Below are 24933 nucleotides of genomic sequence, written 5' to 3' on the forward strand. Positions count from 1 at the left end.
ATAAAGCCGATGTAAAAGAGGTTTTCAACCAACCATCAAAAATGAAACAAAGTGAATTTTTAAATACTGTAATGCCATTTAAGGATAAGTTGTTCCGACTGGCAAAACGATTACTTGTTTCAACGGAAGAGGCGGAAGATGCCACCCAGGAGATCATCCTGAAGTTGTGGACGAATAACGAAAAAATAGCGTCTTATAAAAGTGTTGAAGCATTTGCGATGACCATGACCAAGAACTATTGTCTGGACAGGCTGAAGTCAAAGCAAGCCAACAACCTGAAACTGGTGCACAGTAATTATACAGACGAGAATACCTCCCTGCAGAGGCAGGTGGAAGTGAATGACAGTTTAAACTGGATGACTAAAATACTGAATACCCTGCCTGAACAACAACGCATGGTACTGCAGTTAAGAGATATAGAACAATACGAATACGATGAGATCGCTGAGATGCTTGACATGAAGCCCACCGCAATAAGGGTGGCACTATCAAGAGCACGTAAGGCAGTCAGAGAAGAATTAATAAAAAAACACAACTATGGAATCGGTTAAGAACATTGAAAAATTACTGGAAAGGTACCTGGAAGCAGAGACCACCATTGCCGAAGAAACCAGATTGCAGGAGTATTTTGCTCAAGAGCAGATCCCGGCGCACCTGGAAGAATACCGGCCAATGTTCCAGTATTTCCAAATTGCCAAACAAGAACGATATACCAAAGAAGTCCCATTAAAACCTGGAAGAAATAGATCTTATTTGCGATGGGTATCTGTAGCTGCGGTAGCGGTATTATTGGTTGGCGTTTATTTTAATCAGCAACCTCAGATCACTTCCGGCAACCAGTTTGCTGCTCTTGAAGAAGAGTATACCCAGGAAGAGATCCAGGAAGCGCAAATGGCCCTGGCCATGTTTTCAAAGAATTTCAGTAAGGGTACCCAAGGAATGACCTACCTGAAAGAATTTGAAAGAACAACCAATAAATTTTTAGTTAACGAGTAAAAATTAAGAACGATCATGAAAAAGTTAATTTTAGTTTTAGCCCTGGCAATCGCACCACTTACAGGTTTTGGGCAGACTGTTTTCGAAAAGTATGAGAACAGTAATGATGTGTCGTATGTGACCATGCAACCCAAAATGTTCCAACTCCTGGCAAAGATGAGCGTGAATGCCGAAGACCCCGATGCCAAAGAATTCTTTGAGCTTGTAAACAGTATCACCAGTTTTAGGGTGCTTACTACCGATAAGGAAAATATCTCTAACGATATCAGCAGTTGGGTAAACAGCCATCTTAAATCGTCATCTATGGAAGAGTTGATGAGAGTAAAAGACGGAGAAACCAATGTGAAGTTTTATGTTAAAGAAGGAAAAGATTCTGACCACGTAGAAGAATTGCTGATGTATGTAAGCGGTGTAGACAAGGCCGATATTGAAGTGAACGGGAAAAAGCTGGAAACAGTATTACTCTCACTTACAGGAGACATTGACCTGACCCAAATTTCTAAGCTTACCAATAAGATGGACCTTCCCGGAGGAGACCAGCTTGGTAAGGCAGAACAGAAGAAAAACAATAAATAAACCTTCTTGATCCGACACCACTTGGTGCCGGATCTTTTAAGTAAAAAACACTATGAAAACCATCAGAAATATCATGGGATTGTTGGCTGCCGGAGCGCTATTGATCGCCTGCAACAGCACCCCGTCATTGCAACAATACTATGTAGATAATGCAGGAGACCCTAACTTTATCAGTGTGGATATTCCTGCCAGTATTCTCAATGTATCAGAAATAGACCTTACCCCGGAACAAAAATCAGCCTACCACTCACTGCGCAAGTTCAATGTGCTGGCCTTTAAACTTACGGAGGAGAATAAAAATGAATTTGAAGGAGAAAAAGAGGCGGTAAATGCCATCCTGAAGAATGATGCATATGAAGAACTGATGCGCATCAATACAGGCAGCGCTAAAGGTGTTGTTAAGATCCTGGGAGATGAAGACAGTATAGACGAAGTGATCCTTTTTGGTAATGACGATAGCCAGGGATTTGCTCTAATCAGGGTGTTAGGAGATGATATGCGTCCTGAGAATGTAATGCAGCTGGTAGAGGTGATCCAAAAGGGAAACCTTGATGATAGTGCCCTTGGCCCCCTCAAAGGTTTTTTAGACCAGAAATAATACAACCACATTCATCGATCAATAAAAAAGGCTCTGATTTTTCAGAGCCTTTTTTTATGGTACTTAAATACCTGTATAGTTAGAAGGAGTGATCTGTTTTAACTCCTTTTTGATCTCATCACTGACCTCAAGAGTATCTATAAATGCAGCAATACTGTTGCGATCTATTTTTGAATTCGTCCTTGTGAGACCTTTCAGGGCTTCATAAGGGTTAGGGTAGGCTTCTCTTCTCAAAATGGTTTGAATAGCCTCGGCAACTACTGCCCAGTTGTTCTCCAAATCCTGTTCGAATTTATCCTTGTTCAACAGTAGTTTATTCAATCCTTTCAGGGTAGCTTTTAACCCGATAATAGTATGCCCAAAAGGAACCCCAACGTTTCTTAATACGGTACTGTCTGTCAGGTCACGCTGCATACGTGAAACAGGAAGTTTTGAAGACAGGTGCTCAAAGATCGCATTGGCAATACCCAGGTTACCTTCAGAATTTTCAAAATCGATCGGATTCACCTTATGTGGCATGGCCGAAGAACCTACCTCTCCTTTTTTGATCTTCTGCTTGAAATAGTCCATAGAGATATAGGTCCATATATCACGATCAAGATCAATAAGAATGGTGTTGATCCTCTTCATGGCATCAAACAATGCGGCCATATGGTCGTAGTGTTCGATCTGGGTGGTCGGGAAAGAGTGGGTGAGTCCTAGTCGGGTCTCAACAAAGTGAGAACCGAAATTCTTCCAGTCAATATCGGGATAGGCAACTTTATGTGCATTGTAGTTTCCTGTGGCTCCTCCGAATTTGGCAGCATGAGGTACTACCTCTAACACCTTTAACTGTTCTTCGATCCTTTTAATGAAAACTTCGATCTCTTTGCCAAGGCGGGTAGGAGAAGCAGGTTGCCCATGTGTTCTTGCCAGCATGGCCACCCCTTTCCACTCTGCTGAAAGTTCTTTAAGTCTTTGGATCACCTCTATTAGCGAGGGCAAATACACGGCGTTAACAGCCTCTTTGATTGATAGGGGGATAGAGGTGTTGTTAATGTCCTGAGAAGTGAGTCCGAAATGAATGAATTCTTTGGATTTCTGAAGTCCCAGGGCGTCAAACTTTTCCTTGATAAAGTATTCTACAGCCTTAACATCATGGTTGGTAACTGATTCGATCTTTTTAACCGCTTCAGCATCCTCGCTGTTAAAGTTTTGATAGATGGCGCGAAGGGCTGGAAATTTTGAAGTGTCAAAATTTTCCAGTTGCGGCAACGGGGTTTCGCAAAGAGCAATGAAATATTCGATCTCTACCAATACCCGGTAGCGTATCAGAGCTTCCTCTGAAAAATATTCTGCCAGGGCTTCTACTTTATTTCGATACCTGCCATCAATTGGTGAAATGGCGTTTAAAGGTGATAATTGCATGCTGTTATTGAGTTTGAAGCAACAAATTTAACCCTGTTTGATGAAAAAACTAAGAAGGAACTCATTTTTAATTTCAGGGATTCATATCAAGCCCGGGTTTAAAGCCTATTGTTTTAGCTTTTGCATCAAATGCCGGGCACGGGCCTTGAAAGCCGGTTGGGCATTCTCATAGTTTTTTTGAATATAAGCCAAGAGTTCTTCATGTACCCAGGCTTCCTTTTTCCCCAGGTGAAATAAGGCTTCCATACTGAACACCTTGACAGCCACCGGCAGCTCATTGAGCATCCAATTAAATGTGATAGCAGTTAATTTTTTAATCTCTTCCCGGTTGAGAGTGGGAAACCCGGGGGTCTCATTAGAAATAGTCTCCTCGCTCCAATGCGCAATGATCTTAGCCAGGGGGCGTCGGGCTGATCCGTCTTTAATATGCTTTATTAAGTTGAAAAACAACCTGCGATGCGAATCCAGCAGCTGAGGTTCAGAAAGAATAACGATCTCCAGGACCCAACAGGCTTTTTTTGAGATAGTTGGGTCATTACTCATGGCACAATGCAGTAGTGACGGGTAGTACTTCGGATTTTGCAATACGAAGTCTGCGGCTGCCTCCCTGTCATTTCTGAGGGCGGAAGTTTTTTCCAGGAGTTTGATCAAATCAGTGTGCACACCTGCATTTTTTTATATATTTGGAATCAATCTAAATAATACCTGATGAAGATAGTTAAAATTTCCCTTGTAATCTTATTGATCGTTTTTCTAGGGATGCAATTTGTACGCCCTGAGAAAAATTTGAATGCTGAGGTGCCGGCAACCGACCTGATCGCTGTAGAGGCCCCTGACCAAGAGGTGGCCGTAGTACTCAAAAGTGCCTGTTATGATTGTCACTCCAATAACACCAAGTACCCGTGGTACGCAGAAGTAGCGCCTGTTTCTTTTTGGATAGCCGATCATGTTGAAGAGGGCAAGGAGCACTTGGATTTTTCTCAATGGGATGCTTACTCACCTAAAAAGAAGGCACATAAAATGGAAGAGCTTATTGAAGAAGTAAAAGAACATGAGATGCCTTTAGAGTCGTATACCTTAATGCATGGCGAGGCCAAACTGACTGCGGAGCAGATCGAAGCTCTTACTTCCTGGGCTGCCATGTTGCAGACTAAATACGAGCTAGGTGCTCAAGTGCAATAGGAACTCCTGTTGTTGCATTTTCACTAATAATATGAAGACCTGACCTTAGGCCCGGCCCAAGGTTGGGTCTTGGATCAACAAAGAAAACCGGGCAACCCTGCGGTGCATACTGCATAAGACTTGCTGCCGGGTATACCGTCATGCTGGTGCCTACAATAAGTAAATGGTCGGCCAGCATCACTTCCTCAATGGCCGGTTCCATCATAGGAACAGCCTCGCCAAACCAAACAATATGAGGTCGCAGCTGTCGCTGCTTTTCGCAAAGGTCACCCATAAAAAGATCCTTTTCCCAGGGATATATCAAATGATCATATTCACTGGAGCGAACCTTTAACAACTCCCCATGAAGGTGAATCACTTGTTTGCTCCCCGCTCGCTCATGCAGGTCGTCTATGTTCTGGGTGATAATGGTAACATCAAAGTGTTCTTGTGCGGCAGCAATAGCCTTATGTGCTGTATTAGGGGTGGTTTCCAGGAGTTGTCTTCTTCGCTGGTTATAAAAGTCCAGAACAAGTTCAGGATCATTTTGCCAACCCCGGGGCGAAGCTACCTCCATTACATCATGTCCCTCCCAGAGTCCACCGGCATCTCTAAAGGTTTTAAGTCCGCTCTCTGCACTGATCCCGGCGCCGGTAAGCACTACAAGTTTTTTCATCGTGAATGTCATTTTATGGATACAGGCAATACCAGCCCGTACATAGTGGGGTGCTCAATTTATTTAAAAATATTTAGTTTAGCATGTAAAGCATTCAATATGTCAATGGAATTACTGAAATATCTGGAAGCATTTATAACTCCTGAACGCAAACAGCGGTTTGAGGAAATATTACAGTACCGCACCCGCCATATAACAGTAGCCATTCAAGATGTTTTTCAGGTGCATAATACCAGTGCGGTGATCAGGAGTTGTGATATTTTCGGGGTCCAGGATGCACATATTATTGAAGAGCGTTTTGGTAAACGACTCGATAAGAATATCGCCATGGGGGCACAGAAATGGGTGAGCGTACATCGCTATCAATCCACCCGATCCTGTATTGTTAAATTAAAAGATCAAGGGTATCGTATTGTTGCTACCACCCCTCACCAGGCTACCTGTAACCTTTTTGATCTGGATATTGAACAACCAACCGTATTCTTTTTCGGAACAGAGAAAGAAGGGCTCAGTGAGGAAGTATTGGAAGCGGCAGATGAACGACTCTGCATCCCTATGTTCGGTTTTACCGAAAGCCTCAATATTTCAGTATCTGCGGCTATCATTCTCCAGCATATTACTACCCGTTTAAGAGCTTCGGATATGGATTGGAAACTCAAGGAAGAAGAATTGATGGAGCTTCGTTTGGATTGGACTAAAAAGTCGGTAAGAAGTATTGACGATGTGCTTTCACGTTTCGAAAAGCAGGTAGTGGATAAACAGTAAAGTCGTAGGATATTTTTACTAAATTTACTGGTAACCAACCATTAACATTCACTTCATGGAGATCTTGCTCTATCTCGTTGCGGGCCTTGCTTTAGTTGTTCTAATCCTAAATTTTGCGGCCCCTAAAAGTTACCATGTAAGCCGTAGTATCGATATCAGAAAACCCTCTGCAGAGGTGTTTAATTATGTGAAATACCTGAAAAACCAGGATGAATGGTCGCCTTGGGCAGCAAAAGATCCTGATATGGAAAAGGAGTTTACAGGCACTGATGGCGAAGTAGGAGCCATAAGCAGCTGGAAGGGTAATAAGGAAGTAGGAGAGGGTGAACAGGAGATCATGAAGGTGGTTGAGGGTAAGCAGCTTGAAACCCATTTAAGGTTCTTTAAACCCTTCAGATCAGAATCTGACGCCTATATTAGAGTGGTTGAAGTTAATGAACATCGCAGCAGGGTAACCTGGGGGTTTTCGGGTGAGAATAAGTTCCCGGTGAATATCATGATGCTGTTTATGAATATGGATAAGGCCATAGGGAAGGACTTTGACCATGGTTTGCAAAATTTAAAGAATCATTTAGAAACAAAATAATATGGTGACATGGTTTGAAATACCCACGGCTGATATTGAGCGTGCCAAGGCATTTTATGAAGAGGTATTGCAGATTACCATAGGGCTGCATGATATAAACGGCTTAAAGATGGCCTGGTTTCCGGAGGCTTCAGAAAAGGGAGTAGCCTCGGGCAGCCTGATTCAGCAGGAATCTTACATACCGAGTAAAGAAGGGGTGCTGGTCTATCTTTCCTGTAGCGATATTAATGCTGTTCTGGACAGGGTGGAAAAAGCAGGCGGATCTGTTTACCAGCCCAGAACCATGATCTCTGAAGAATATGGCTTTATGGGTGTGTTTATAGACTCAGAAGGTAATAGAATAGCCTTGCATTCCAACCACTAAGGTTGGTATAATAATACGATTTTAAACGGACTGTCAATCGTTACCCTTCCATTTTGGATCTTGGCGGTTTTTCCGGAATAGTGGTCTTTGAGAAGGCTGCCTTCCTCAAAACTGTTGCCTATAAGCAGGGTTTTGCTTCCGGGTTTCATATCGAGTCCTACAACCACTCTTTCTTTAAAATTTCCTGCCTTCAGAGTTCTTGAAAAAATATAAGGTGCCTTAGAGATCATTAGGTGTTTCCCGGCACCTACAGCAGGATGGTCTCTTCTGAATGTTCCCAGCTTCTGCCAGTGAGCGTGCAACTGTTGTATGTTCTTATTGTTCTTCAGATCTTCCCAGTTCATAAATGACCTAAGATTGGCATCTCCCTGAGCGCCTTTTATTTCAAGCGGGCGGGCCGATTCATCTCCGTAATACACCTGAGAGGCCCCGGGAGCGAGTAATAACTTTGTCGCTGCTTCCAAGGATCTTTCTCTTTTTTTATCGAAAGGAGCCCCGTCATCATGAGAAGTAAGGTAATTCAGAACACTCTTGTTTTTTAACCTTCCGTTCAATATGGAATCATACTTAGAGAAGATCTCTTCGTACGAATTCTGAGCGTCACTTTTGAATTCAAAGTTGATCAGACTCTTAAAACCGTTATCAAAAAAGTCAACCTTTTTATCGCCATAGTCAAACCACCTTCCGGAAGAAATATTGTAATTGTACACTTCTCCCACCATATAGAACTCATTATCGTCAAGTACTTCGTCAGGATGCTCTGTTTTCCATTCCTTAAAGGCAGTAACAGCAAGTTCGCAAAGTTCACTCCATACATAGGCTTCTGTGTGCTTTACGGTGTCTACACGAAAACCATCAACCCCGTATTTTTTCACGAAATCAACCAGCCATTTCATAATGTAAAACCTCGGAGCCTTTGGGTGACCAGTTTTTTCAAAGAATGCGTTAAGTTCTGCAACTTCCTGTTCGTAGCGGCCTTCTTGCTGCCATTTGTCTTTTAAAGCCTCAGGAAGTTCAACCGATTCGTTACTGTCGGTTCTGATGTCAGGCAGGTTTTCTACCAGGGTACAACTGGTGGTGCCCTCGTAGTTGCTGAAGTTACATGCTGGATCGGTTCGCACCCATTCATCTCCCCATACCGGATCTTTTTCGGTTACCGGGCCGGTGTGATTGATAACCACATCAAGCAGTACGCGAATGCCTTTACTGTGTGCCAGGGCAATAAGTTTTTCCAGGTCTTCTTCGGTTCCGAAATTAGGGTCAAGTGTTGTCCAGTCTTTGGCCCAATACCCGTGATAGGCATACGTAGGGCCGGTACCTTCATCTGTAATTCCGTGAATCTGCTCTACCACAGGGGTAAACCAGATGGCGTTGATGCCGAGGTCTTCAAAATATCCTTCCTCCAGCTTCTGAATGATCCCTTTCAGATCACCCCCTTCAAACCCCCTGAGAGGTCCTGCCTTTTCATTCCTCTCAAAATTGACATCATTGGCAGGGTCACCATTGTTAAAACGGTCGGTAAGCATGAAATAGATGTTTGCACTCTCCCACAAGAAAGGGGTGGCTGCAGACTTTTTTTCAAGGGATTGCTTTTTAATTTCTGATTTACAACTCAAAGTAATAATACTGATCAGGATTAGAAGGACACTTTTATATTTCATGAGAGGTTGATTTGGTATCCGGATTATGGGTGTAAAGGGTGTTAGTTGTTTCTGTTCAATACTTTGTATTCTTCGTAGCATTGGCTGATGGCATCGAGAATTTGAAGGTCATTGGCAGTTTGGATAAAACTGTCTGAATAACTGCAATTTCTCAGGATCTCATCGATCTCATTTTTCTCCACCTGTAAAAGCGCCGCCAGGGTCTGTCGATCAAATTTCGAGGAAAGCAGATTACGTATTTCGTCATCTTCTTTCATTTTTCGCAACTTTTTCATTTGCTTTGGTTTGCTGCCAAAGAGGTTGTACAGCAGATCGGCCGGATTGAATATAGAGCCCATGGCACGTGCAAAGGCTCCGGGGTTTCTGTCGCCTGCTTCATAACCCAGGTCGAGCCCCGAAATACTGTAACGCCTGGAGGTGTTCACCGGGATATTCTTGGAGTCGATCTCCAGGTATCCGGTTAGTTGAAAAGGTCTTATGGTTACTTGCTCCAGGGCATACGCCAATTCGGTAAGCTGCACCTCGGTATTCTGGAACTTCAACATATCGTTGGTTACCCTGATCTGGATGGTTTTAAAGCCTATAAAAGAAAAATACAAGGTGTCATTGGGCTGGGCAGATATTTCAAAATTTCCGCCTTCGTTGGTAATGGTACCTACCACCTGGTTCAGGTTAACCACATGCACGTTGTTGAGTGGCACCCCATTCTCTGCGTTGACCACTTTTCCTCTTAAAGTTTCCGGGTCCTGTGCATGAGCTGATGCGAAAAAAAATAGTGTTGCTATTAAAAGAAATCTTTTCATTAAAAGCTTGTTTACCTCTGCGGCTGTATTGCAAGACATTAAAATGCTGTACGCAATTTTGGCTGCCTGCTGTGATTACGAAAATATAAAAAGAAAGCCATACCCAATGGAAATGCCATATGACAATTTGTACTTTCCATTGTGCAGGCTTTCTTAAGTGCCTAAAAGTAATAAACTCCCTTATATTGAAAAGGGCTTTAAGAGCATTTTAAGTAAAACTGTGAGAATTGAAGCTTACCAGTGTTTCTTCTGGCTGTGCTTTTTGCCTTTCTTCTTACCGTTTTTGCTCTTGTCCCACTTTTTGTTTTCCTGGCTTCTTCTTTTACCGGAAAAATTACCCTTGTTCTTGCGATCACGACTGCTTCCGCTACCTCCGGGACTGCTGGAAACTTCTACATTGATGAACCTGCCATCCATTTTGAATTCAGAGAATAATTGCAGGATCTCCTCTGTATGCGTGGTGTCGGTATTGAAAAATGAGAAGCTGTCTTTTACGTCAACCTTGTAAAGGTCGTCCCGATCAAGACCGGTTTGGGCCCTCAGGAAATCTTTCAGGGTCTTCCAGTCGTATCCGTCTTTTGCCCCTACATTGATAAAATATCTGGTACTGCCGGTATCATCGCTATACGCTCTTTGATGCGCCGCAGGCTGGTTTAGATCCTGGCTTTTCTGGTAGTAGTTTGCGAAACGACTAAACTCTACAGAAACCATTTTTTTGATTAGTTCTTCCCGATCCAGGCCTTCCAGTACGTCCATTACAGCCGGTAAATATCCTTCAACCTCATCGTGAACGTCAGTGTTTTTGATCTTACTGGCCAGGTGATAGAGCTGAATTTCGCATATCTCTTCAGCATTCGGGATCTTTTTCTCATCAAACTCCTGTTTGATAATGCGCTCAAGGGCTTTGATCTTCTTGAGTTCGCTTTTGGTGATGATCACCATGGAGATCCCTGATTTACCGGCTCTTCCCGTACGTCCACTTCGGTGGGTATAGGTTTCGGTTTCATCGGGAAGCTGATAGTTGATCACGTGGGTCACATCGTCTACATCGATCCCTCGGGCGGCAACATCGGTAGCCACCAACATTTGGATCTGATTGGTACGAAAGGCCTTCATGACCATGTCTCTTTGATTCTGACTCAGGTCGCCGTGAAGCGCCCCTGCATTATAACCATCCTCAATAAGTTTTTCAGCGATCTTTTGAGTGTCTCTCTTGGTGCGACAAAAGACCACAGAAAATATATCCGGATTTGCATCGGCCAATCTTTTCAGGGCCGGATAACGGTCGCGGGCCGACACCAGGTAATATTCATGCTGAACATTGGTTGAGCCTGAATTCTTGGTACCTACGGTGATCTCTACGGGAGAGGTCATGAATTTTTTAGCGATGCGGGATACTTCTTTCGGCATGGTGGCTGAAAACAACCAGGTAGCCTTCTCTTTTGGAGTGTGAGAAAGAATATCAGTGATGTCTTCATAGAAGCCCATATTGAGCATCTCATCGGCTTCATCGAGCACACAGTATTCGATATTGGTAATATCTACCATGCCTCGACTGATCATATCCTTCATTCTCCCGGGGGTTGCCACGATGATCTGTGCGCCTCTTTTAATTTCTGAGGCCTGCCCGGTAATACTTGCTCCCCCATAAATGGCGGCGACATTAAGTTTCTTTATGTACTTGGAATAAAGTTTTAGTTCCTGGGTAATTTGCAGACAGAGCTCTCTGGTAGGAGAGAGGATGAGTCCCTGTGTTGTCTTACTTTGAACATTGATCTTTTGGATCATAGGAAATCCGAAAGCTGCTGTTTTTCCTGTACCTGTTTGTGCCAAGGCAACCATGTCGGTGTCTTGATCTAATAGGACCGGAATCGCCTTTTCCTGTACTTCCGACGGGGTTTCAAACCCCATATCGCCAATGGCGTTGAGCAGCGCTTCATTAAGTCCTAATTGTTCGAATGTATTCATACGGTTATTTAAAATTGGCCGCAAAGGTAGTTTTTAATAACGGATAATTGCCTGTAAATCAGTTTTTTTTATCCGTGTGCCAATGCGGTGTTGTGATTTCGCTAAGATGTTCAGGCTGAAGCCGCTGTTGATCACCTAGGAGTGTTTCAGGATCTGAAATAATCAATGAGCTGTTTCATGGCCTTCGCCCTATGGCTTATTTTATTCTTTTCCGACAGGGGTAATTCGGCAAATGTCTTTTCAAAACCTTCAGGTTTAAAGACGGGGTCATACCCAAACCCTTTGTCGCCTTTAGGTGCGGTGGTGATCTCACCTTTGGCGATTCCCTGAAACAGTATTTTTTCGTTTTCCAGGTTAAGGGCAATCACGGTTTTAAACCTGGCAGTTCTGTCGTCTTTGTCTTCCAGGTCCTTTAAGAGCTTCTTCACGTTGCTTTGGTCATTCTTCTCAGGCCCCGCATAACGGGCGCTGTATACCCCGGGAGCCCCTTTAAGAGCTTTAACCTCCAGGCCTGTGTCATCGGCAAAACAATTGTACCCATATTGATCTCTGATGTAATTGGCCTTGCCAATGGCGTTTTCCTCTATGGTATCGGCCTCTTCAGGGATCTCTTCATGGCAGCCTATATCGTCCAGGCTTAAGATCTCAATATGTTTGGGTAATAAAGCCTTTACTTCTTTTAGTTTATTCTTATTGTGGGTAGCAAATACAAGTTTCATGAAGGATGATGTTTTTACGTTGTTAACGGTGGTGATAGGGTTCATTTTTTAAAATAGTAAAGCCCCGATATAATTGTTCTATAAAGAATATGCGGATCATTTGATGCGAAAAGGTCATCTTACTCAGGCTGATCTTACCCTGGGCTTTGCGGTATACTTCTTCTGAAAAGCCATAGGGACCGCCAATAACGAATACCAATTGCTTTAGTCCGGAGTTCATTTCTTTTTGAAGATAGTCGGAAAATCCTACAGAAGTAAACATTTTGCCATTTTCATCAAGTAAAACCAGTTTGTCGCCCGGTTGTAATTCTTTTAAAATAAGAGTCCCCTCTTTATCTTTTTGCTGGGCTTCGGTAAGTTTCCGGGTGTTTTTAAGGTCGGGAATATTCAGTTCGACAAAATTCACATAGCGTTCCAGTCGTTGGGTGTAGAGGTCTTGCAATGCTTTGATCTCTTGTCGGTCTGTTTTACCTATGGTGATCAATTTGATTTTCATCTTACAAAGGTATTAACTAAAAAGTGAGAAGTTTACACACCATGGTGAGAAAGATGTGGGAAGAGATGGGAGTTGTCGGTGCAAATTTTAATAAATTAGCGTAAAACTTCCCGTATGATATCAAAAGAACAGTTTGATAAAGAAATACAACTTATTATAGCTAATGCCCTGAGAGAGGATGTTGGCGATGGCGACCATAGCTCTCTGGCCTGTATTCCTGCTGAAGCAACAGGTGCTGCCAAGCTCCTGGTAAAAGACAAGGGGATCATTGCAGGTGTTGAGTTTGCCAAAGAGGTATTCCGGGCGGTAGATCCTGATCTGCATATCAAGGAATTAATAGGAGATGGAGAACCCGTAAAATACGGAGATGTTGTTTTTTATGTGGAGGGGAGGTCTCAGTCTATTTTGAAGGCAGAGCGCCTGGTGCTGAACGCCATGCAGCGCATGAGTGCCGTGGCTACAAAGACCCGAAAATATGTAAATATACTGCAGGGAACAGATACCAAGGTGCTGGATACCAGGAAAACCACCCCCGGAATTCGTGCCCTGGAAAAATGGGCCGTTAAAATTGGGGGCGGAGAGAACCACCGGTTTGCCCTTTATGATATGATCATGTTGAAAGACAATCACATCGATTTTGCCGGAGGCATCACCCGGGCCATCGAAAAAACCAGGAATTATCTTGAAGAGCATCAAAAGCATCTTAAAATAATCGTGGAGGCGAGAGACCTGGAAGAGGTTAAGGAAATTATCAGGTCAGAGGGTGTTTACAGGGTCTTGCTTGATAATTTCAGTTATGAAGACACCAGGGCTGCGGTGGCTCTGATAGGAGGTAAATGCCAGACCGAATCTTCGGGAGGTATTAATGAAAATACCCTTAAAAAATATGCAGAATGTGGTGTAGATTATATCTCATCGGGTGCACTAACGCATTCGGTTCATAATTTGGACCTGAGTTTAAAAGCAATATAAGATGGCAGGCACCCTGGAAGAGAAAATATTGAATCTGCCGGTGGTGAGCTCGGTGGTAAGTTTTATGCGGAGCATGAAGCTTCCCGGCTTTGAAGGGCTGGCTCTGTATGATCTGATGGAGTTATATGTGAGAGGTATAGTTCAGGGAGCCCTGACCTACCGGGCCAGTGCTATTTCGTTCAGTTTTTTTATGGCCTTGTTTCCATTTTTACTGTTTATTCTCAACCTCCTGCCCTATGTTCCTATTCCTGATTTTCAAGTGGAATTTCTGGATCTTATCGAAAGTCTGTTGCCTCCAAAAACGGTTGCTTATTTTGATAATATTATAAAAGACATTATTCATAATCAACGGGGAGGCTTGCTTTCATCGACCTTTTTTTTATCGGTGTTTCTGATGGGGAATGGGGTGAGTGCCATTTTTGATGGCTTTGAATCGTCTTACCATACTCAAATTAACAGAAAACTGATACGACAGTATATGGTTTCTGTGGGGGTGGCATTGCTGTTATCGTTTATTTTGCTGTTTGCAGTGATCGGGTTTGTTTATCTTCAATACCTGCGTATTGTTGAACCCCTGGAGGGTGGAAGCGGAGTGATCGGTATACAGGTGGCCAAGGCCTTGTTTTTTATATTTATATCCTATATTCTTACGGCCACCCTATATTATTATGGTACCACAGAAGGGAAAGAGTCGCCTTTTTTCTCGGCAGGTGCGCTGATGACAACTATATTATCGGTGATTACTACTTTTCTTTTTGGAATTTACATAGAGTACTTTGCCATGTATAATGAGTTATATGGATCTATAGGTGCCTTACTCATATTAATGCTATATATTTGGCTAAATGCTAACCTGCTTCTTCTGGGATATGAGTTGAATGCAGTACTTAGAACCCTAAAAAGTAAAATTGATTAAAACGTTATGAAAAAAAGAGTATTCAGCAGTTTGTTGTGTTTAGGATTGTTTATCGGAGGATTGGCCTCTGCTAACGCACAAAGTGTTTTTGGAAAATGGAAAACCATAGATGACGAAACCGGAGATCCGAAGTCTATCGTTGAGATCTATGAAGAAGGAGGCCAGGTATATGGCAAGATCGTTGAGATCCTGAATAAAGACAGACAGGATGCAAAATGTACTGAATGTGATGGTGAGAATAAAGACAAACCTATTCTTGGTATGGTGATCATTGAAGGGCTGGAGAAGGAAGATGATGCCTATGAGGGTGGAACAATTCTCGACCCTAATAAAGGAAAAGAATACAAATGTAAGATCTGGGTTGACGAAGATAACAACAATAAGCTCAATGTTAGAGGTTATATAGCTTTCTTGTTTCGCACCCAGGAATGGTTTAGGGTGAAGTAATTCCTGAGCTGAATAAGAAAAATACCTGAATCACCTTTTCATGATGTCGTGGTTTACCGATGTAATTCTACCCATCCCCTTAGCTAATACGTTCACTTATGAGATCACTGAGGAGCAGGCTTCTTTGCTGAAGCCAGGCTTTCGGGTGGCTGTTCCCTTTGGGAAAAACAAGGTCTATACCGGTTTGGTGTACAAGGTACACCAAATACAGCCTGAACGCTATGAAGCTAAGCCGGTGGATCAGATCCTCGACGATACACCCCTGGTGACCGGACAACAGTTGCGGCACTGGGAGTGGATCTCAGAATACTATATGTGTACCCTGGGAGAGGTCTTCAGGGCTGCAATTCCGCCTGCCTTATTACTTGAGAGTGAAACTCTGGTGGTTCGCAGGGATGATTACTCCGGAAACGAATCTGCATTAAAGGATGATGAGTGGCTGGTTTACGAGGCCTTGCAGCATCAGTCTGTTCTTAAGGTTCAGGAGGTATCGTCTATTATAGACCGTAAGCATGTGCTTCCGGTATTGAAGCGCCTGATAGATAAGGGGGTTATTCATGTTCAGGAAGAGGTTTACGAGCAGTATAAGCCTAAACTCGTCAGGTACATCCGGTTGAAAAAAGAGTATGAGGCAGATGAGGTACTTGCTGGCTTGCTGGATGAACTGGGAAGGGCTCCAAAACAAAAAGAGGCCTTACTTCACCTGTTTCAGTTATCTGCCGGGGGAGCGCTTGTTACGGTTAAGAAATTAAAGGAGGCTTCGGGGATCAACTCCTCGGTGATCAAGACCTTAATAGATAAAGAGATCCTGGAAGACTACCATCTGAAGCAGGACCGTATTCAGCACGAAGGTCAGGAAGAGAAAGATTCGAAGCAATTAAATCCATATCAGGAAAAAGCCCTTGTATCCATCAGGGAGCAGTTTGAGGAGAAGGATGTGGTGCTGTTGCATGGAGTTACGGCTTCGGGAAAAACAGAAGTGTATGTAAAGCTTATTGAGGAGGCGCTTGAGCGGGGAGAGCAGGTGTTATACCTCTTGCCTGAGATCGCATTAACCACCCAGCTTATTTCCCGCCTGAAAGATTACTTCGGAGAGAAGGTGGGGGTGTATCATTCCCGTTACAGTGTTAATGAGAGGGTTGAGATCTGGGGTCATATTCTGGATGCAGGAGAAAAAGCCAGGGTCGTTTTAGGGGCAAGGTCGGCCATGTTGCTTCCTTTTTCGAACCTGGGTCTTGTCATTGTAGATGAGGAACATGAGGTGTCGTTCAAACAGTTTGATCCGGCACCGAGATATCATGCCAGGGATGCTGCCATTGTATTGGGTATGCAGCATGGCGCTAAAGTCTTGCTGGGTTCTGCCACCCCATCTCTGGAGACCTATTATAATGCCGGTACGGGCAAATACGGGCTGGCGGAAATTACAAGACGACATGGTGATGTACTTATGCCTGATATCGAATTGGTAGATATTAAGGACAAGTATCGAAAAAAACGCATGCAAGGTCATTTTTCAGACCGGCTCCTGGAAGAAATGCAGGAGTGTCTGGAAGAAAAAGGGCAGATCATACTGTTTCAGAACCGAAGAGGATTTGCACCGATTTTGGAATGTAATACCTGTGGTCACGCTCCTCAGTGTCCTAATTGTGACGTTAGTCTCACCTATCATAAGTATAAAAATCAACTGCGTTGCCACTATTGCGGCTATCATATGGCCATGCAGCTCAGCTGTCTTGCCTGTGGTAGTTCGGAAACAGATACCAAAGGCTTCGGAACAGAGCAGGTCGAGGTAGAATTAAAAGAACTATTTCCTGATCATCAAATCGGCAGGATGGATTCTGATACCACCCGGGGCAAACACGGTCATGAAAAGATCATCACCAAATTCGAGCAGCGGGAATTTGATATTCTCATCGGAACCCAGATGGTGACCAAAGGGCTTGATTTTGCAAATGTTAAATTGGTGGGGGTATTGCAGGCAGACAGCTTGTTGAATTATCCTGATTTCAGGGCGCATGAAAGAACTTATCAATTATTGCAGCAGGTAGCCGGCCGTGCAGGAAGAAGTAAAGAAAGGGGGAAGGTGATCATTCAAACCTACGACCCCCTGCATCAGATCCTGCAACAAACCTCTATGAACCAATATCACGATATGGTCGGGGATCAGTTGAATGAGAGGCGTCTGTTTCATTATCCTCCCTTCTACAGGTTGATAAAGATCGTTTTCAGGGGAAGGGATTACAACCGTGTAAATGAAGGTAGCGAGTGGTATGCTAAAGGCCTTCGAAACAGTTTTAAAGGAACGGGAGTAGAGGTATTGGGGCCTGAATTTCCTCCGGTATCAAGGATCCGCAACCAGTATCATAAGCATATTATTGTGAAAATACCGCAGAAGGCAGGCTTGAAACAGGTAAAAGCAAGGCTAAAAAAAATTGGCAACAGCTACGAAGCTATTGCCAATTTCCGTAATGTAAGGATAATTTTTAACGTAGATAATTATTAATCAATACGCATTTCAATTTTTAGTTACTTAAGGCGTCCGCAAGCTCTTGTTTTTTGTTGCGACTCAAGGGGATCTTCTTTCCGTTAACTTCCACGCTCTTAGAGTTGAATTTTTCAACCTTATCAAGATTCACAATATAAGATTTGTGAATCCTTAAAAAACGTTCTGCCGGAAGTTCCTTCTCGAAAGACTTCATGGTGGACAGGATCACGATATTGGCCTCATCGGTAACTAACTTAATGTAGTCACCCAGGGCTTCTACCCAATTGATCTCATTTAAAAACACCTTACGCTTTTTAAGATTGCTCTTCACAAAGATATGTTCGTCGTCTTCTTTGGAGGCTACTTTGAGTTTGTGCTTTTCCTGGGCACGTTTCACTGCAGCATCAAACCTGTCTTGAGTGATAGGTTTGTGAAGATAATCGGTCACATCGTAGTCAAAAGCTTTTAAAGCGTAATCTTTACTACCGGTAATTAAAACTACCTGTGGTGGGTCACTTAAAGACTCCAGGAGATCGAACCCGGTTACAACGGGCATCTCAATATCCAGGAATATCAATTCTACCTTCTGATTTTTCAGGCCATTTTTTGCTTCAATGGCGTTGCTGTACTCAGCAACTAGGTTTAGCATAGGGTGGTTTCTAATCAACCGTGCCACAGACATTCTTTGGATACTTGAGTCATCGACAATAATACAATTCATTCTCATGTTTCTCAGGTAAGTGGTTGGGTTTATGAACACTACAATGTTAATGAAAAATAAAAAGCACTGCAAAAAAAATGTGGGGAAAAGATGAAATTAAGCGGAATACCGATGTATAACCCTCCAGGATAAATTAGAAGGGGGAAAGTGTTTGTAATTAAAATAATAAGTGGTAATTTTGCAGCCTTAAAATAAATTTTAATACGTAAAACAATGAATCATTACGAAACTGTTTTCATTCTAAATCCCGTTTTATCTGAGACTCAGGTAAAGGAAACAGTTAAGAAGTTTGAAGATTTCTTAATCTCTAAGGGGGCAGAATTTGTAGCTAAAGAAGATTGGGGGCTAAAGAAACTGGCTTACCCTATCCAAAACAAAAAAAGTGGTTTTTACCATCTTTTTGAATTCACTGTAGCCGGAGAGGCTATCGAGCCGTTCGAGCTTGAATTCAGACGTGACGAGCGCATCATGCGTTACCTGACCGTAAAACTGGACAAGCACGCTATTGAGTGGGCAGAGAAAAGAAGAAAAAAACTAAAAGAAAAAGCTTAACATTATGTCATCTATAGAGCAACAAGCTAAAGGAAAAAAAGACGGAGAGATCAGATATCTGACTCCGCTTAATATAGAAACCAGCAAGCAGAAGAAATATTGCCGTTTCAAAAAGGCAGGGATCAAATATATCGACTATAAAGATCCTGATTACCTGATGAAGTTCGTAAACGAACAAGGTAAGATTCTTCCAAGAAGACTTACAGGTACTTCTTTGAAGTATCAGAGAAAGGTGTCTACCGCTATCAAAAGAGCTCGTCACCTTGCCTTAATGCCTTATGTAGGAGATTTATTAAAGTAAAAAACAGCAGACCATGGAGCTAATATTAAAGAAAGACGTAGAGAACTTAGGGTTCAAAGACGATGTGGTAACTGTTAAGAACGGTTACGGACGAAACTATCTTATTCCACAAGGTTTTGCTGAATTGGCTACGCCATCTGCAAAAAAAGTACTTGCAGAAAACCTGAAGCAAAGAGCCTTTAAAGAGAAGAAGGTAATTGAAGATGCTCAGAAGCTTGCAGGGCAGCTTAAAGAGCTTGACGTTAAGATCACTGCCAAGGCAGGATCAGGAAATAAACTGTTCGGTTCTGTAAGTAATGCAGACCTTTCTGAAGCTATCCAGAAAGAAGGAAATATAGATATCGATAAGAAGTTTATCAGCATTTTCGGAGGTAATGTTAAGGTTGCCGGGAAGTATGACGCTGTTATTCGTCTTCACCGAGAAGTTAAGGTTGATTTCCCTTTTGAAGTAATTGCTGAAGGAAATTAATTAATAAATTTATCTTAAAAAAAAATCAGGTCACTCTTTGGAGTGGCCTTTTTTATTGTAATTTTGCCCGCAACAATTCATTAGTTAACTAATTCAAATTCAAAATGAAGAGATTATTACTTCTGGCGCTATTACTGGTTTTTAGTGCCACTGGTTTCTCACAGGTAACGACCTCTAATATTAAGGGTCTTGTTACCGATCCACAGAACGAACCCCTTCCTGGTGCCAGTGTAGTCGCTGTACACACCCCAACAGGAACTAACTATGGTGGTGCCACCAATTTTGATGGACGATTTAACCTCCTCAATCTCCGTGTAGGTGGGCCCTATACCATTACTGTAAGTTACATTGGTTTTATTTCTCAGGAAATCACCGATGTTTATCTGGATTTGGGTAAGTCTGCTTCCTTTGATGTAGTGCTTACGGAAGACAGTCAAAAGCTTGATGAGGTGGTAATTGTCGCTGACCGTTCAGGACAATTCGGATCAGACCGTACAGGGGCTGAAACCAGTGTGGGTAGAAGAGAGCTTACCAGACTTCCCACCATTTCGAGGTCTGCACAAGACTTTACCAGGCTGGAACCTACCGCCAGCGGTAACTCTTTTGGAGGACGTAATGACCAGTATAACAACTTCTCTTTGGATGGAGCTGTATTTAATAACCCATTCGGACTGGATGCGGCTACTCCCGGAGGTCAGACCGATGCTCAGCCGATCTCACTGGATGCGATCGAGCAGATCCAGGTATCTGTAGCGCCTTACGATGTTACCCTTTCCGGTTTTACCGGGGCCTCTGTAAATGCCGTAACAAAAAGTGGTACCAATGAATTTTATGGAACCGTTTACGGATTCTTCAGAAATGAAGACCTAACCGGAGGCAAAATTAAAGGAGAAAGTGTGGTGAAACCTCAATTGGAACAGAATCAGTACGGATTGAGCCTTGGAGGACCTATTGTAAAAAATAAACTTTTCTTCTTCGCCAACTTCGAGCGTGATGAAAGAACCGATATCGGTACTGCCGGTTTTGTACCTTTCACAGGCAGCGGAGCTATTAACGAATCTCGTGTAACCGAATCTGATCTGATCGCTGTTCAGGATGCTTTGGGAACCATCGTGATCGGACAGGACGAGAACGGAAATGATATTTTTTATAACCCGGGTCGTTATGAAGGATTTACCTTTGGAGCCGAGTCTACTAAAGGTATCTTCAAATTAGACTGGAACATTAATGATAACAACCGACTTGCTGTTATCTATAACTTCCTGAATGCTTCTAAAGAGAAGCCTGCTCACCCTTCTGCACTTGGATTCCGTGGGCCGAATACCAATACCCTGCAGTTTGAAAATGCAGGATACCAGATCAACAACAACATTCAATCTATCCAGATCGAATTAAACTCCACTCTTTCTGATCAAGCAGTGAATAAACTGCAGGTTGGATATACGCATTTTGACGATTTCCGAAACCCACTGTCTACCCCTGCTCCGAGTATCTCTATACAGGAAGGTGGTAGTAATTATATCATTGCCGGTCATGAACCTTTCTCGATCAATAACCGACTTGATCAGAAGGTATTCCAGATCACTGATAACCTGAACTTCTTTATTGGCGATCATACGATCACTACCGGATTTGCTTTCGAAAAGTTCGAATTTGACAATTCGTTCAACCTGGGTACTTACGGAGCTGCGGGGGTATTCTTCCCAACAGCGGGTTCTGTAGCCGATTTCCTTGCCCAGGTAGCTGACGGAAGTATGCAAACTCAGTTTGACAACGCTATCAGCACGGCTGCGAGCTCTGAGGCTGCCGGAACCGGAAATCCCGGAGGATGGGCACTAGCAGAGACCAACGTGGGGCAGCTGGCCTTTTACCTGCAGGATGAGTGGAACGTAACAGACGATTTCAAAGTAACCGCAGGGGTTCGCTTTGACAAGCCGCTTTACTTTGATACCAAAGATAAGATCCAGGAAAATATCGACCGTAAAGGAGGTCCCGGTACCGGAACCTATCAGCCTGATGTCGTTTATTTTGATCCGGAAACCGGAGAAGCAACCAACTTGAACTCTCTGGAATTGCCAAGCAGCGATATCCTGATTTCACCACGACTTGGTTTTAACTGGGATGTTAAAGGAGATAACTCCTTTAAAGTTCGCGGAGGTTCGGGTGTGTTTACCGGTAGATTCCCATTCGTGTGGTTAGGAAACCAGGTTCAGGGAGTCGATTTCTTCTTCTACCAGGTAGTAGATCCTGACTTTAAGTGGCCACAGGTTTGGAGAAACAGCCTTGGCGCAGACTACCGATTTGATAACGGATTGATCCTGACCACCGACCTGTCTTATACCAAAGACCTGAATGCAGCTCACGTACAGAACTGGGGACTTAACACACCAAGCGGAACACTGCAAGGTGTAGATAACAGACCGGTGTACCTGGACAGTGATAAGGCTCAACTTTTTGGAGGACCAACGAGTGCCTATGTATTTACGAACTCTGATAAAGGTCGTATCTGGAACGCCACCTTTAAGGCTCAGAAGAATTTCAACAACGGACTTTACACAAGTCTTGCTTATTCTTACCTGAATGCTAAAGACGTAAACTCAATTGAGGCTGAGATCACCGGAGATGCATTTGTTGGAAACCCGGTATCAGGTAATGCCAATAACGATATTTTAGGATTCTCTAAATATGGAGATACCCACCGTTTCATTGGGGTTTTCTCCAAGCAGTTCAAATACGGAGGTGACCGTTGGGGAACTACCATCTCCTTATTCGGAGAATATGCCCAGGGAGGTCGTTTTAACTATACCTACGGGGGAGACATTAACAATGATGGTTCTAACTTTAATGACCTGTTGTATATCCCTACTCAGGGTGAGCTCGGGCAGATGAACTTCAGCAGCGATGCAGATCGTCAGGCCTTTGAAGCTTATATCCAACAGGATGATTACCTGAGCGAGAACCGAGGACAGTATGCAGAGCGTTATGCTGCGATTGCGCCATGGAGAAGCCGTTGGGATATTAAGATCCTTCAGGATTACAACTTCAAAGTGGGTGGAGATAAAACCAATACGATTCAGTTAAGTATGGATATCCTGAACTTCGGAAACCTGCTCAATTCTGACTGGGGTGTTGTTCAGATACCGAACAATGTTCAACCTGTATCAGTTAATTTCAACGATCAGAATGAACCGGTATATTCTTTTAACCCATCGCTTACAAATACATTTAGTCCGCTTTCTGACGTTATTTCAAGATGGCAGGCACAGATTGGTTTGAGATACATCTTTAACTAATCAGATATGATTTCATTGAGGAAGGCTATGCATTATGCATGGCCTTTCTTATTTTTGCACACCTATGAAATACAGAAGGCTAACAAAAGAACAGTTTGAAGAGTTGCACAAGGAATTCATTAATTTTCTGGCAACACAATCTATTACTGCTGAAGAGTGGAAGGATATCAAAGAGAATAAACCTGAGGTGGCTGAGGAAGAACTCGACCTGTTCAGTGACCTGATCTGGGAAGGGGTACTTGATAAGGTGAGGTTTATAGAAAATATCGGGCCTACCCAAATGCATTTGTTCGCTGCTGAAGAAAAGGAGATGAAACTGATCGCTATTCGGGTAAACAGCCCTTCAGTAGATCTCACTACCGCGGAAGGTTTTGCCTGGTTTAAGCAAAACTTCATGGGAGATCAGGTTGAGGTCATGACCGCTGCTAAGAAATACGGGGACGAACCCAACCGTGATAAGTTTGAACTGATCGAAAAAGGCGGGGTGATTACCAAAGGCGAATTGTATACATGGTTTGAAGAAATATTACCCTAAACAGATTGTAAAGCGCATCATTAATCTAAATCAACCGAGATAACATGGCAAAAAAACCGGGCATTCCTAAAGGTACCAGAGATTTTACCCCTCAGGAGGTGAATAAAAGAAATTACATCATGGAGACCATTAAGCAGCAGTTTCAGCTTTATGGATTTCAACCAATTGAGACTCCGAGTTTCGAAAACTCTGAAACCCTGATGGGGAAATATGGTGATGAGGGAGACCGGTTGATCTTTAAGATCCTCAATTCAGGTGATTACTTACGAAAGGCCTCAGAAGAGCATTTGCGATCAAAAGACAGCAATGCACTGGTTTCTCAAATCTCTGAAAAAGCGCTGAGATATGATCTTACCGTTCCTTTTGCCCGTTACGTGGTCATGCATCAAAATGAGATCGATCTGCCCTTTAAGCGCTACCAGATCCAACCTGTTTGGCGTGCCGACAGACCCCAGAAAGGTCGATTCAGAGAGTTCTACCAATGTGATGCCGATGTAGTGGGTTCAGATTCTCTTTGGCAGGAGGTAGAGTTTGTTCAGCTGTATGACGCTGTTTTCAATGATCTCCAATTAAATGGGGTAACCATTAAGATCAATAACCGAAAAGTGCTGGCAGGACTTGCCGAGATCATCGGGGCAGCCGATAAGCTCATAGACTTTACCGTGGCATTAGACAAGTTGGATAAGATAGGTGAAGAAGGGGTAAAGAATGAAATGCTGCAAAACGGCATTTCTGAAGCCGCCATAGAAAAGATACAGCCATTGTTCTCTTTTGAAGGGTCTAACCAGGAGCGTCTGGAGCGGTTAGCCGTTATGCTGAAGGACTCTGAAACCGGATTACAGGGTGTAGAAGAATTAAAGTTTATCGTTGAAAAGGTTGAAAAGCTGGGTACCAAAGCGGCAAGAATTGCCATCGATGTTACCCTGGCCAGGGGACTGAACTATTACACCGGTGCTATCTTTGAGGTGGCAGCTCCTAAAGGAGTAGCCATGGGTTCGATAGGCGGAGGGGGTCGTTATGACGACCTTACCGGCATCTTTGGACTCAAAGGTGTAAGTGGAGTAGGTATTTCTTTTGGTTTAGACCGCATTTACCTGGTACTGGAAGAGCTGGGATTGTTTCCGGAGTCTGTTGTAGAACAGACAAAGGTTTTGATCTTGAATTTTGGAGAATCAGAAGCCTTTTACGGTATGCAGCTCCTTCAAGATTTAAGGTCTGCAGGTGTAAAGGCCGAATTATATCCTGATGCAGCCAAAATGAAAAAGCAGATGAATTATGCCAATAAGCGTGATGTACCGTTTGTGGTATTGGCCGGAACCCAGGAAATGAATGATGGCACCTACACGCTTAAAAATATGCGAAACGGTGAGCAGGAAACCCTTTCCTTAGAGGGCATCTTAGAAAAGATGTAAATTCTTAAAACTCTTATATATCAACCTCCCTTTTGGGAGGTTTTTTTTTACAGC

At 43.2% G+C, this 24933-nt stretch carries 27 protein-coding genes; 18 read left to right on the forward strand and 9 right to left on the reverse strand.

All coding sequences use genetic code 11. The features are described 5' to 3' along the window. Positions 1 to 41 precede the first annotated feature (41 nt). The 4 genes from E7Z59_RS07370 to E7Z59_RS07385 are packed head-to-tail and all read left to right on the forward strand — an operon-like array spanning position 42 to position 2170. The gene (locus tag E7Z59_RS07370) at positions 42 to 551 is read left to right on the forward strand and encodes an RNA polymerase sigma factor (protein WP_136335678.1); all 510 of its coding nucleotides are present in this window, start codon (positions 42 to 44) and stop codon (positions 549 to 551) included. Beyond that, complete coding sequence (locus E7Z59_RS07375) at positions 538 to 996, forward strand: hypothetical protein (RefSeq protein WP_136335679.1); 459 nt, start codon at positions 538 to 540, stop codon at positions 994 to 996. Before E7Z59_RS07370 ends, E7Z59_RS07375 begins: the two co-directional genes overlap by 14 nt. A 15-nt stretch (positions 997 to 1011) precedes the next feature. Beyond that, positions 1012 to 1572 (forward strand): DUF4252 domain-containing protein, encoded by a 561-nt coding sequence (locus E7Z59_RS07380; RefSeq protein ID WP_136335680.1) that lies wholly within the window; start codon positions 1012 to 1014, stop codon positions 1570 to 1572. Positions 1573 to 1624: 52 nt separating this feature from the next. Then, positions 1625 to 2170, forward strand: a complete 546-nt coding sequence (locus E7Z59_RS07385; RefSeq protein ID WP_136335681.1) for a DUF4252 domain-containing protein — start codon at positions 1625 to 1627, stop codon at positions 2168 to 2170. Positions 2171 to 2233: 63 nt separating this feature from the next. On the opposite strand, the gene purB is transcribed toward E7Z59_RS07385, so the two are convergent. Together purB and E7Z59_RS07395 are read right to left on the reverse strand one after the other, a co-directional pair. Then, positions 2234 to 3577, reverse strand: coding sequence for an adenylosuccinate lyase (purB, locus tag E7Z59_RS07390; protein ID WP_136335682.1), 1344 nt, complete (start codon positions 3575 to 3577; stop codon positions 2234 to 2236). Positions 3578 to 3682: 105 nt separating this feature from the next. Beyond that, positions 3683 to 4240, reverse strand: a complete 558-nt coding sequence (locus E7Z59_RS07395; protein ID WP_136335683.1) for a hypothetical protein — start codon at positions 4238 to 4240, stop codon at positions 3683 to 3685. Between the two features lie 45 nt (positions 4241 to 4285). Here E7Z59_RS07395 and E7Z59_RS07400 point away from each other — a divergent pair, with 45 nt between their 5' ends. Further along, positions 4286 to 4759 (forward strand): heme-binding domain-containing protein, encoded by a 474-nt coding sequence (locus E7Z59_RS07400; protein WP_136335684.1) that lies wholly within the window; start codon positions 4286 to 4288, stop codon positions 4757 to 4759. Here the strand turns inward: E7Z59_RS07400 and E7Z59_RS07405 are convergent. Further along, a complete protein-coding gene (locus E7Z59_RS07405) occupies positions 4728 to 5414 on the reverse strand; it encodes an SIR2 family NAD-dependent protein deacylase (RefSeq protein WP_136335685.1) in 687 nt (228 codons plus the stop codon). The two genes, E7Z59_RS07400 and E7Z59_RS07405, sit on opposite strands and share 32 nt — an antisense overlap. A gap of 99 nt (positions 5415 to 5513) precedes the next feature. Here E7Z59_RS07405 and E7Z59_RS07410 point away from each other — a divergent pair, with 99 nt between their 5' ends. From E7Z59_RS07410 to E7Z59_RS07420, 3 genes are read left to right on the forward strand one after another with little or no spacing between them, the layout of a single operon-like run. Then, complete coding sequence (locus tag E7Z59_RS07410) at positions 5514 to 6179, forward strand: TrmH family RNA methyltransferase (protein ID WP_136335686.1); 666 nt, start codon at positions 5514 to 5516, stop codon at positions 6177 to 6179. 55 nt (positions 6180 to 6234) lie between these two features. After that, on the forward strand, positions 6235 to 6765 hold the full coding sequence (locus E7Z59_RS07415; protein WP_136335687.1) for an SRPBCC family protein: 531 nt from the start codon (positions 6235 to 6237) through the stop codon (positions 6763 to 6765). Between the two features lies 1 nt (position 6766). Then, a complete protein-coding gene (locus tag E7Z59_RS07420; protein ID WP_136335688.1) occupies positions 6767 to 7129 on the forward strand; it encodes a VOC family protein in 363 nt (120 codons plus the stop codon). Here E7Z59_RS07420 and E7Z59_RS07425 read toward each other — a convergent pair. The 5 genes from E7Z59_RS07425 to rlmH form a co-directional block, all read right to left on the reverse strand. Further along, positions 7126 to 8790, reverse strand: coding sequence for an alpha-amylase family glycosyl hydrolase (locus E7Z59_RS07425; protein ID WP_136335689.1), 1665 nt, complete (start codon positions 8788 to 8790; stop codon positions 7126 to 7128). The genes E7Z59_RS07420 and E7Z59_RS07425 overlap by 4 nt on opposite strands. A 41-nt stretch (positions 8791 to 8831) precedes the next feature. Beyond that, positions 8832 to 9593 carry a carboxypeptidase-like regulatory domain-containing protein gene (locus tag E7Z59_RS07430; RefSeq protein ID WP_136335690.1) on the reverse strand — a complete coding sequence of 254 codons (762 nt, stop codon included), beginning with the start codon at positions 9591 to 9593 and terminating at the stop codon, positions 8832 to 8834. Between the two features lie 234 nt (positions 9594 to 9827). After that, a complete protein-coding gene (locus E7Z59_RS07435) occupies positions 9828 to 11561 on the reverse strand; it encodes a DEAD/DEAH box helicase (RefSeq protein ID WP_136335691.1) in 1734 nt (577 codons plus the stop codon). Positions 11562 to 11707: 146 nt separating this feature from the next. Next, the gene (locus E7Z59_RS07440; protein ID WP_136335692.1) at positions 11708 to 12280 is read right to left on the reverse strand and encodes a non-canonical purine NTP diphosphatase; all 573 of its coding nucleotides are present in this window, start codon (positions 12278 to 12280) and stop codon (positions 11708 to 11710) included. A 22-nt stretch (positions 12281 to 12302) separates the two neighbouring features. Then, positions 12303 to 12776, reverse strand: a complete 474-nt coding sequence (rlmH, locus tag E7Z59_RS07445) for a 23S rRNA (pseudouridine(1915)-N(3))-methyltransferase RlmH (protein WP_136335693.1) — start codon at positions 12774 to 12776, stop codon at positions 12303 to 12305. Positions 12777 to 12890: 114 nt separating this feature from the next. Here rlmH and nadC point away from each other — a divergent pair, with 114 nt between their 5' ends. From nadC to priA, 4 genes are read left to right on the forward strand one after another with little or no spacing between them, the layout of a single operon-like run. Then, positions 12891 to 13748: a carboxylating nicotinate-nucleotide diphosphorylase gene (nadC, locus tag E7Z59_RS07450; RefSeq protein ID WP_136335694.1), complete on the forward strand. Its 858-nt coding sequence runs from the start codon at positions 12891 to 12893 to the stop codon at positions 13746 to 13748. Between the two features lies 1 nt (position 13749). Continuing rightward, positions 13750 to 14664 (forward strand): YihY/virulence factor BrkB family protein, encoded by a 915-nt coding sequence (locus E7Z59_RS07455; RefSeq protein ID WP_136335695.1) that lies wholly within the window; start codon positions 13750 to 13752, stop codon positions 14662 to 14664. Between the two features lie 6 nt (positions 14665 to 14670). Continuing rightward, positions 14671 to 15111 (forward strand): DUF2147 domain-containing protein, encoded by a 441-nt coding sequence (locus tag E7Z59_RS07460; protein ID WP_136335696.1) that lies wholly within the window; start codon positions 14671 to 14673, stop codon positions 15109 to 15111. Between the two features lie 43 nt (positions 15112 to 15154). Beyond that, entirely contained in the window at positions 15155 to 17614 is a 2460-nt protein-coding gene (priA, locus tag E7Z59_RS07465; protein ID WP_136336304.1) for a replication restart helicase PriA, read from the forward strand. Positions 17615 to 17633: 19 nt separating this feature from the next. Here the strand turns inward: priA and E7Z59_RS07470 are convergent, their stop codons facing one another. After that, positions 17634 to 18323, reverse strand: coding sequence for a LytR/AlgR family response regulator transcription factor (locus E7Z59_RS07470; RefSeq protein WP_136335697.1), 690 nt, complete (start codon positions 18321 to 18323; stop codon positions 17634 to 17636). Between the two features lie 207 nt (positions 18324 to 18530). Between E7Z59_RS07470 and rpsF the strand changes: the two genes are divergently transcribed. The 6 genes from rpsF (at position 18531) to hisS (ending at position 24879) form a co-directional block, all read left to right on the forward strand. Continuing rightward, complete coding sequence (rpsF, locus tag E7Z59_RS07475) at positions 18531 to 18869, forward strand: 30S ribosomal protein S6 (protein WP_136335698.1); 339 nt, start codon at positions 18531 to 18533, stop codon at positions 18867 to 18869. Between the two features lies 1 nt (position 18870). Next, on the forward strand, positions 18871 to 19170 hold the full coding sequence (rpsR, locus tag E7Z59_RS07480) for a 30S ribosomal protein S18 (RefSeq protein WP_199287181.1): 300 nt from the start codon (positions 18871 to 18873) through the stop codon (positions 19168 to 19170). Between the two features lie 13 nt (positions 19171 to 19183). Further along, positions 19184 to 19639 (forward strand): 50S ribosomal protein L9, encoded by a 456-nt coding sequence (gene rplI / locus E7Z59_RS07485; protein WP_136335700.1) that lies wholly within the window; start codon positions 19184 to 19186, stop codon positions 19637 to 19639. Positions 19640 to 19743: 104 nt separating this feature from the next. Then, positions 19744 to 22932, forward strand: coding sequence for a TonB-dependent receptor (locus E7Z59_RS07490; protein WP_136335701.1), 3189 nt, complete (start codon positions 19744 to 19746; stop codon positions 22930 to 22932). Between the two features lie 64 nt (positions 22933 to 22996). Next, complete coding sequence (locus E7Z59_RS07495) at positions 22997 to 23467, forward strand: DUF6495 family protein (protein WP_136335702.1); 471 nt, start codon at positions 22997 to 22999, stop codon at positions 23465 to 23467. 44 nt (positions 23468 to 23511) lie between these two features. Further along, entirely contained in the window at positions 23512 to 24879 is a 1368-nt protein-coding gene (gene hisS, locus E7Z59_RS07500) for a histidine--tRNA ligase (protein WP_136335703.1), read from the forward strand. Positions 24880 to 24933: the final 54 nt, after the last annotated feature.

This window comes from Robertkochia marina (assembly GCF_004799345.1).
In the GTDB taxonomy this organism is placed as follows: Bacteria; Bacteroidota; Bacteroidia; order Flavobacteriales; family Flavobacteriaceae; genus Robertkochia; species Robertkochia marina.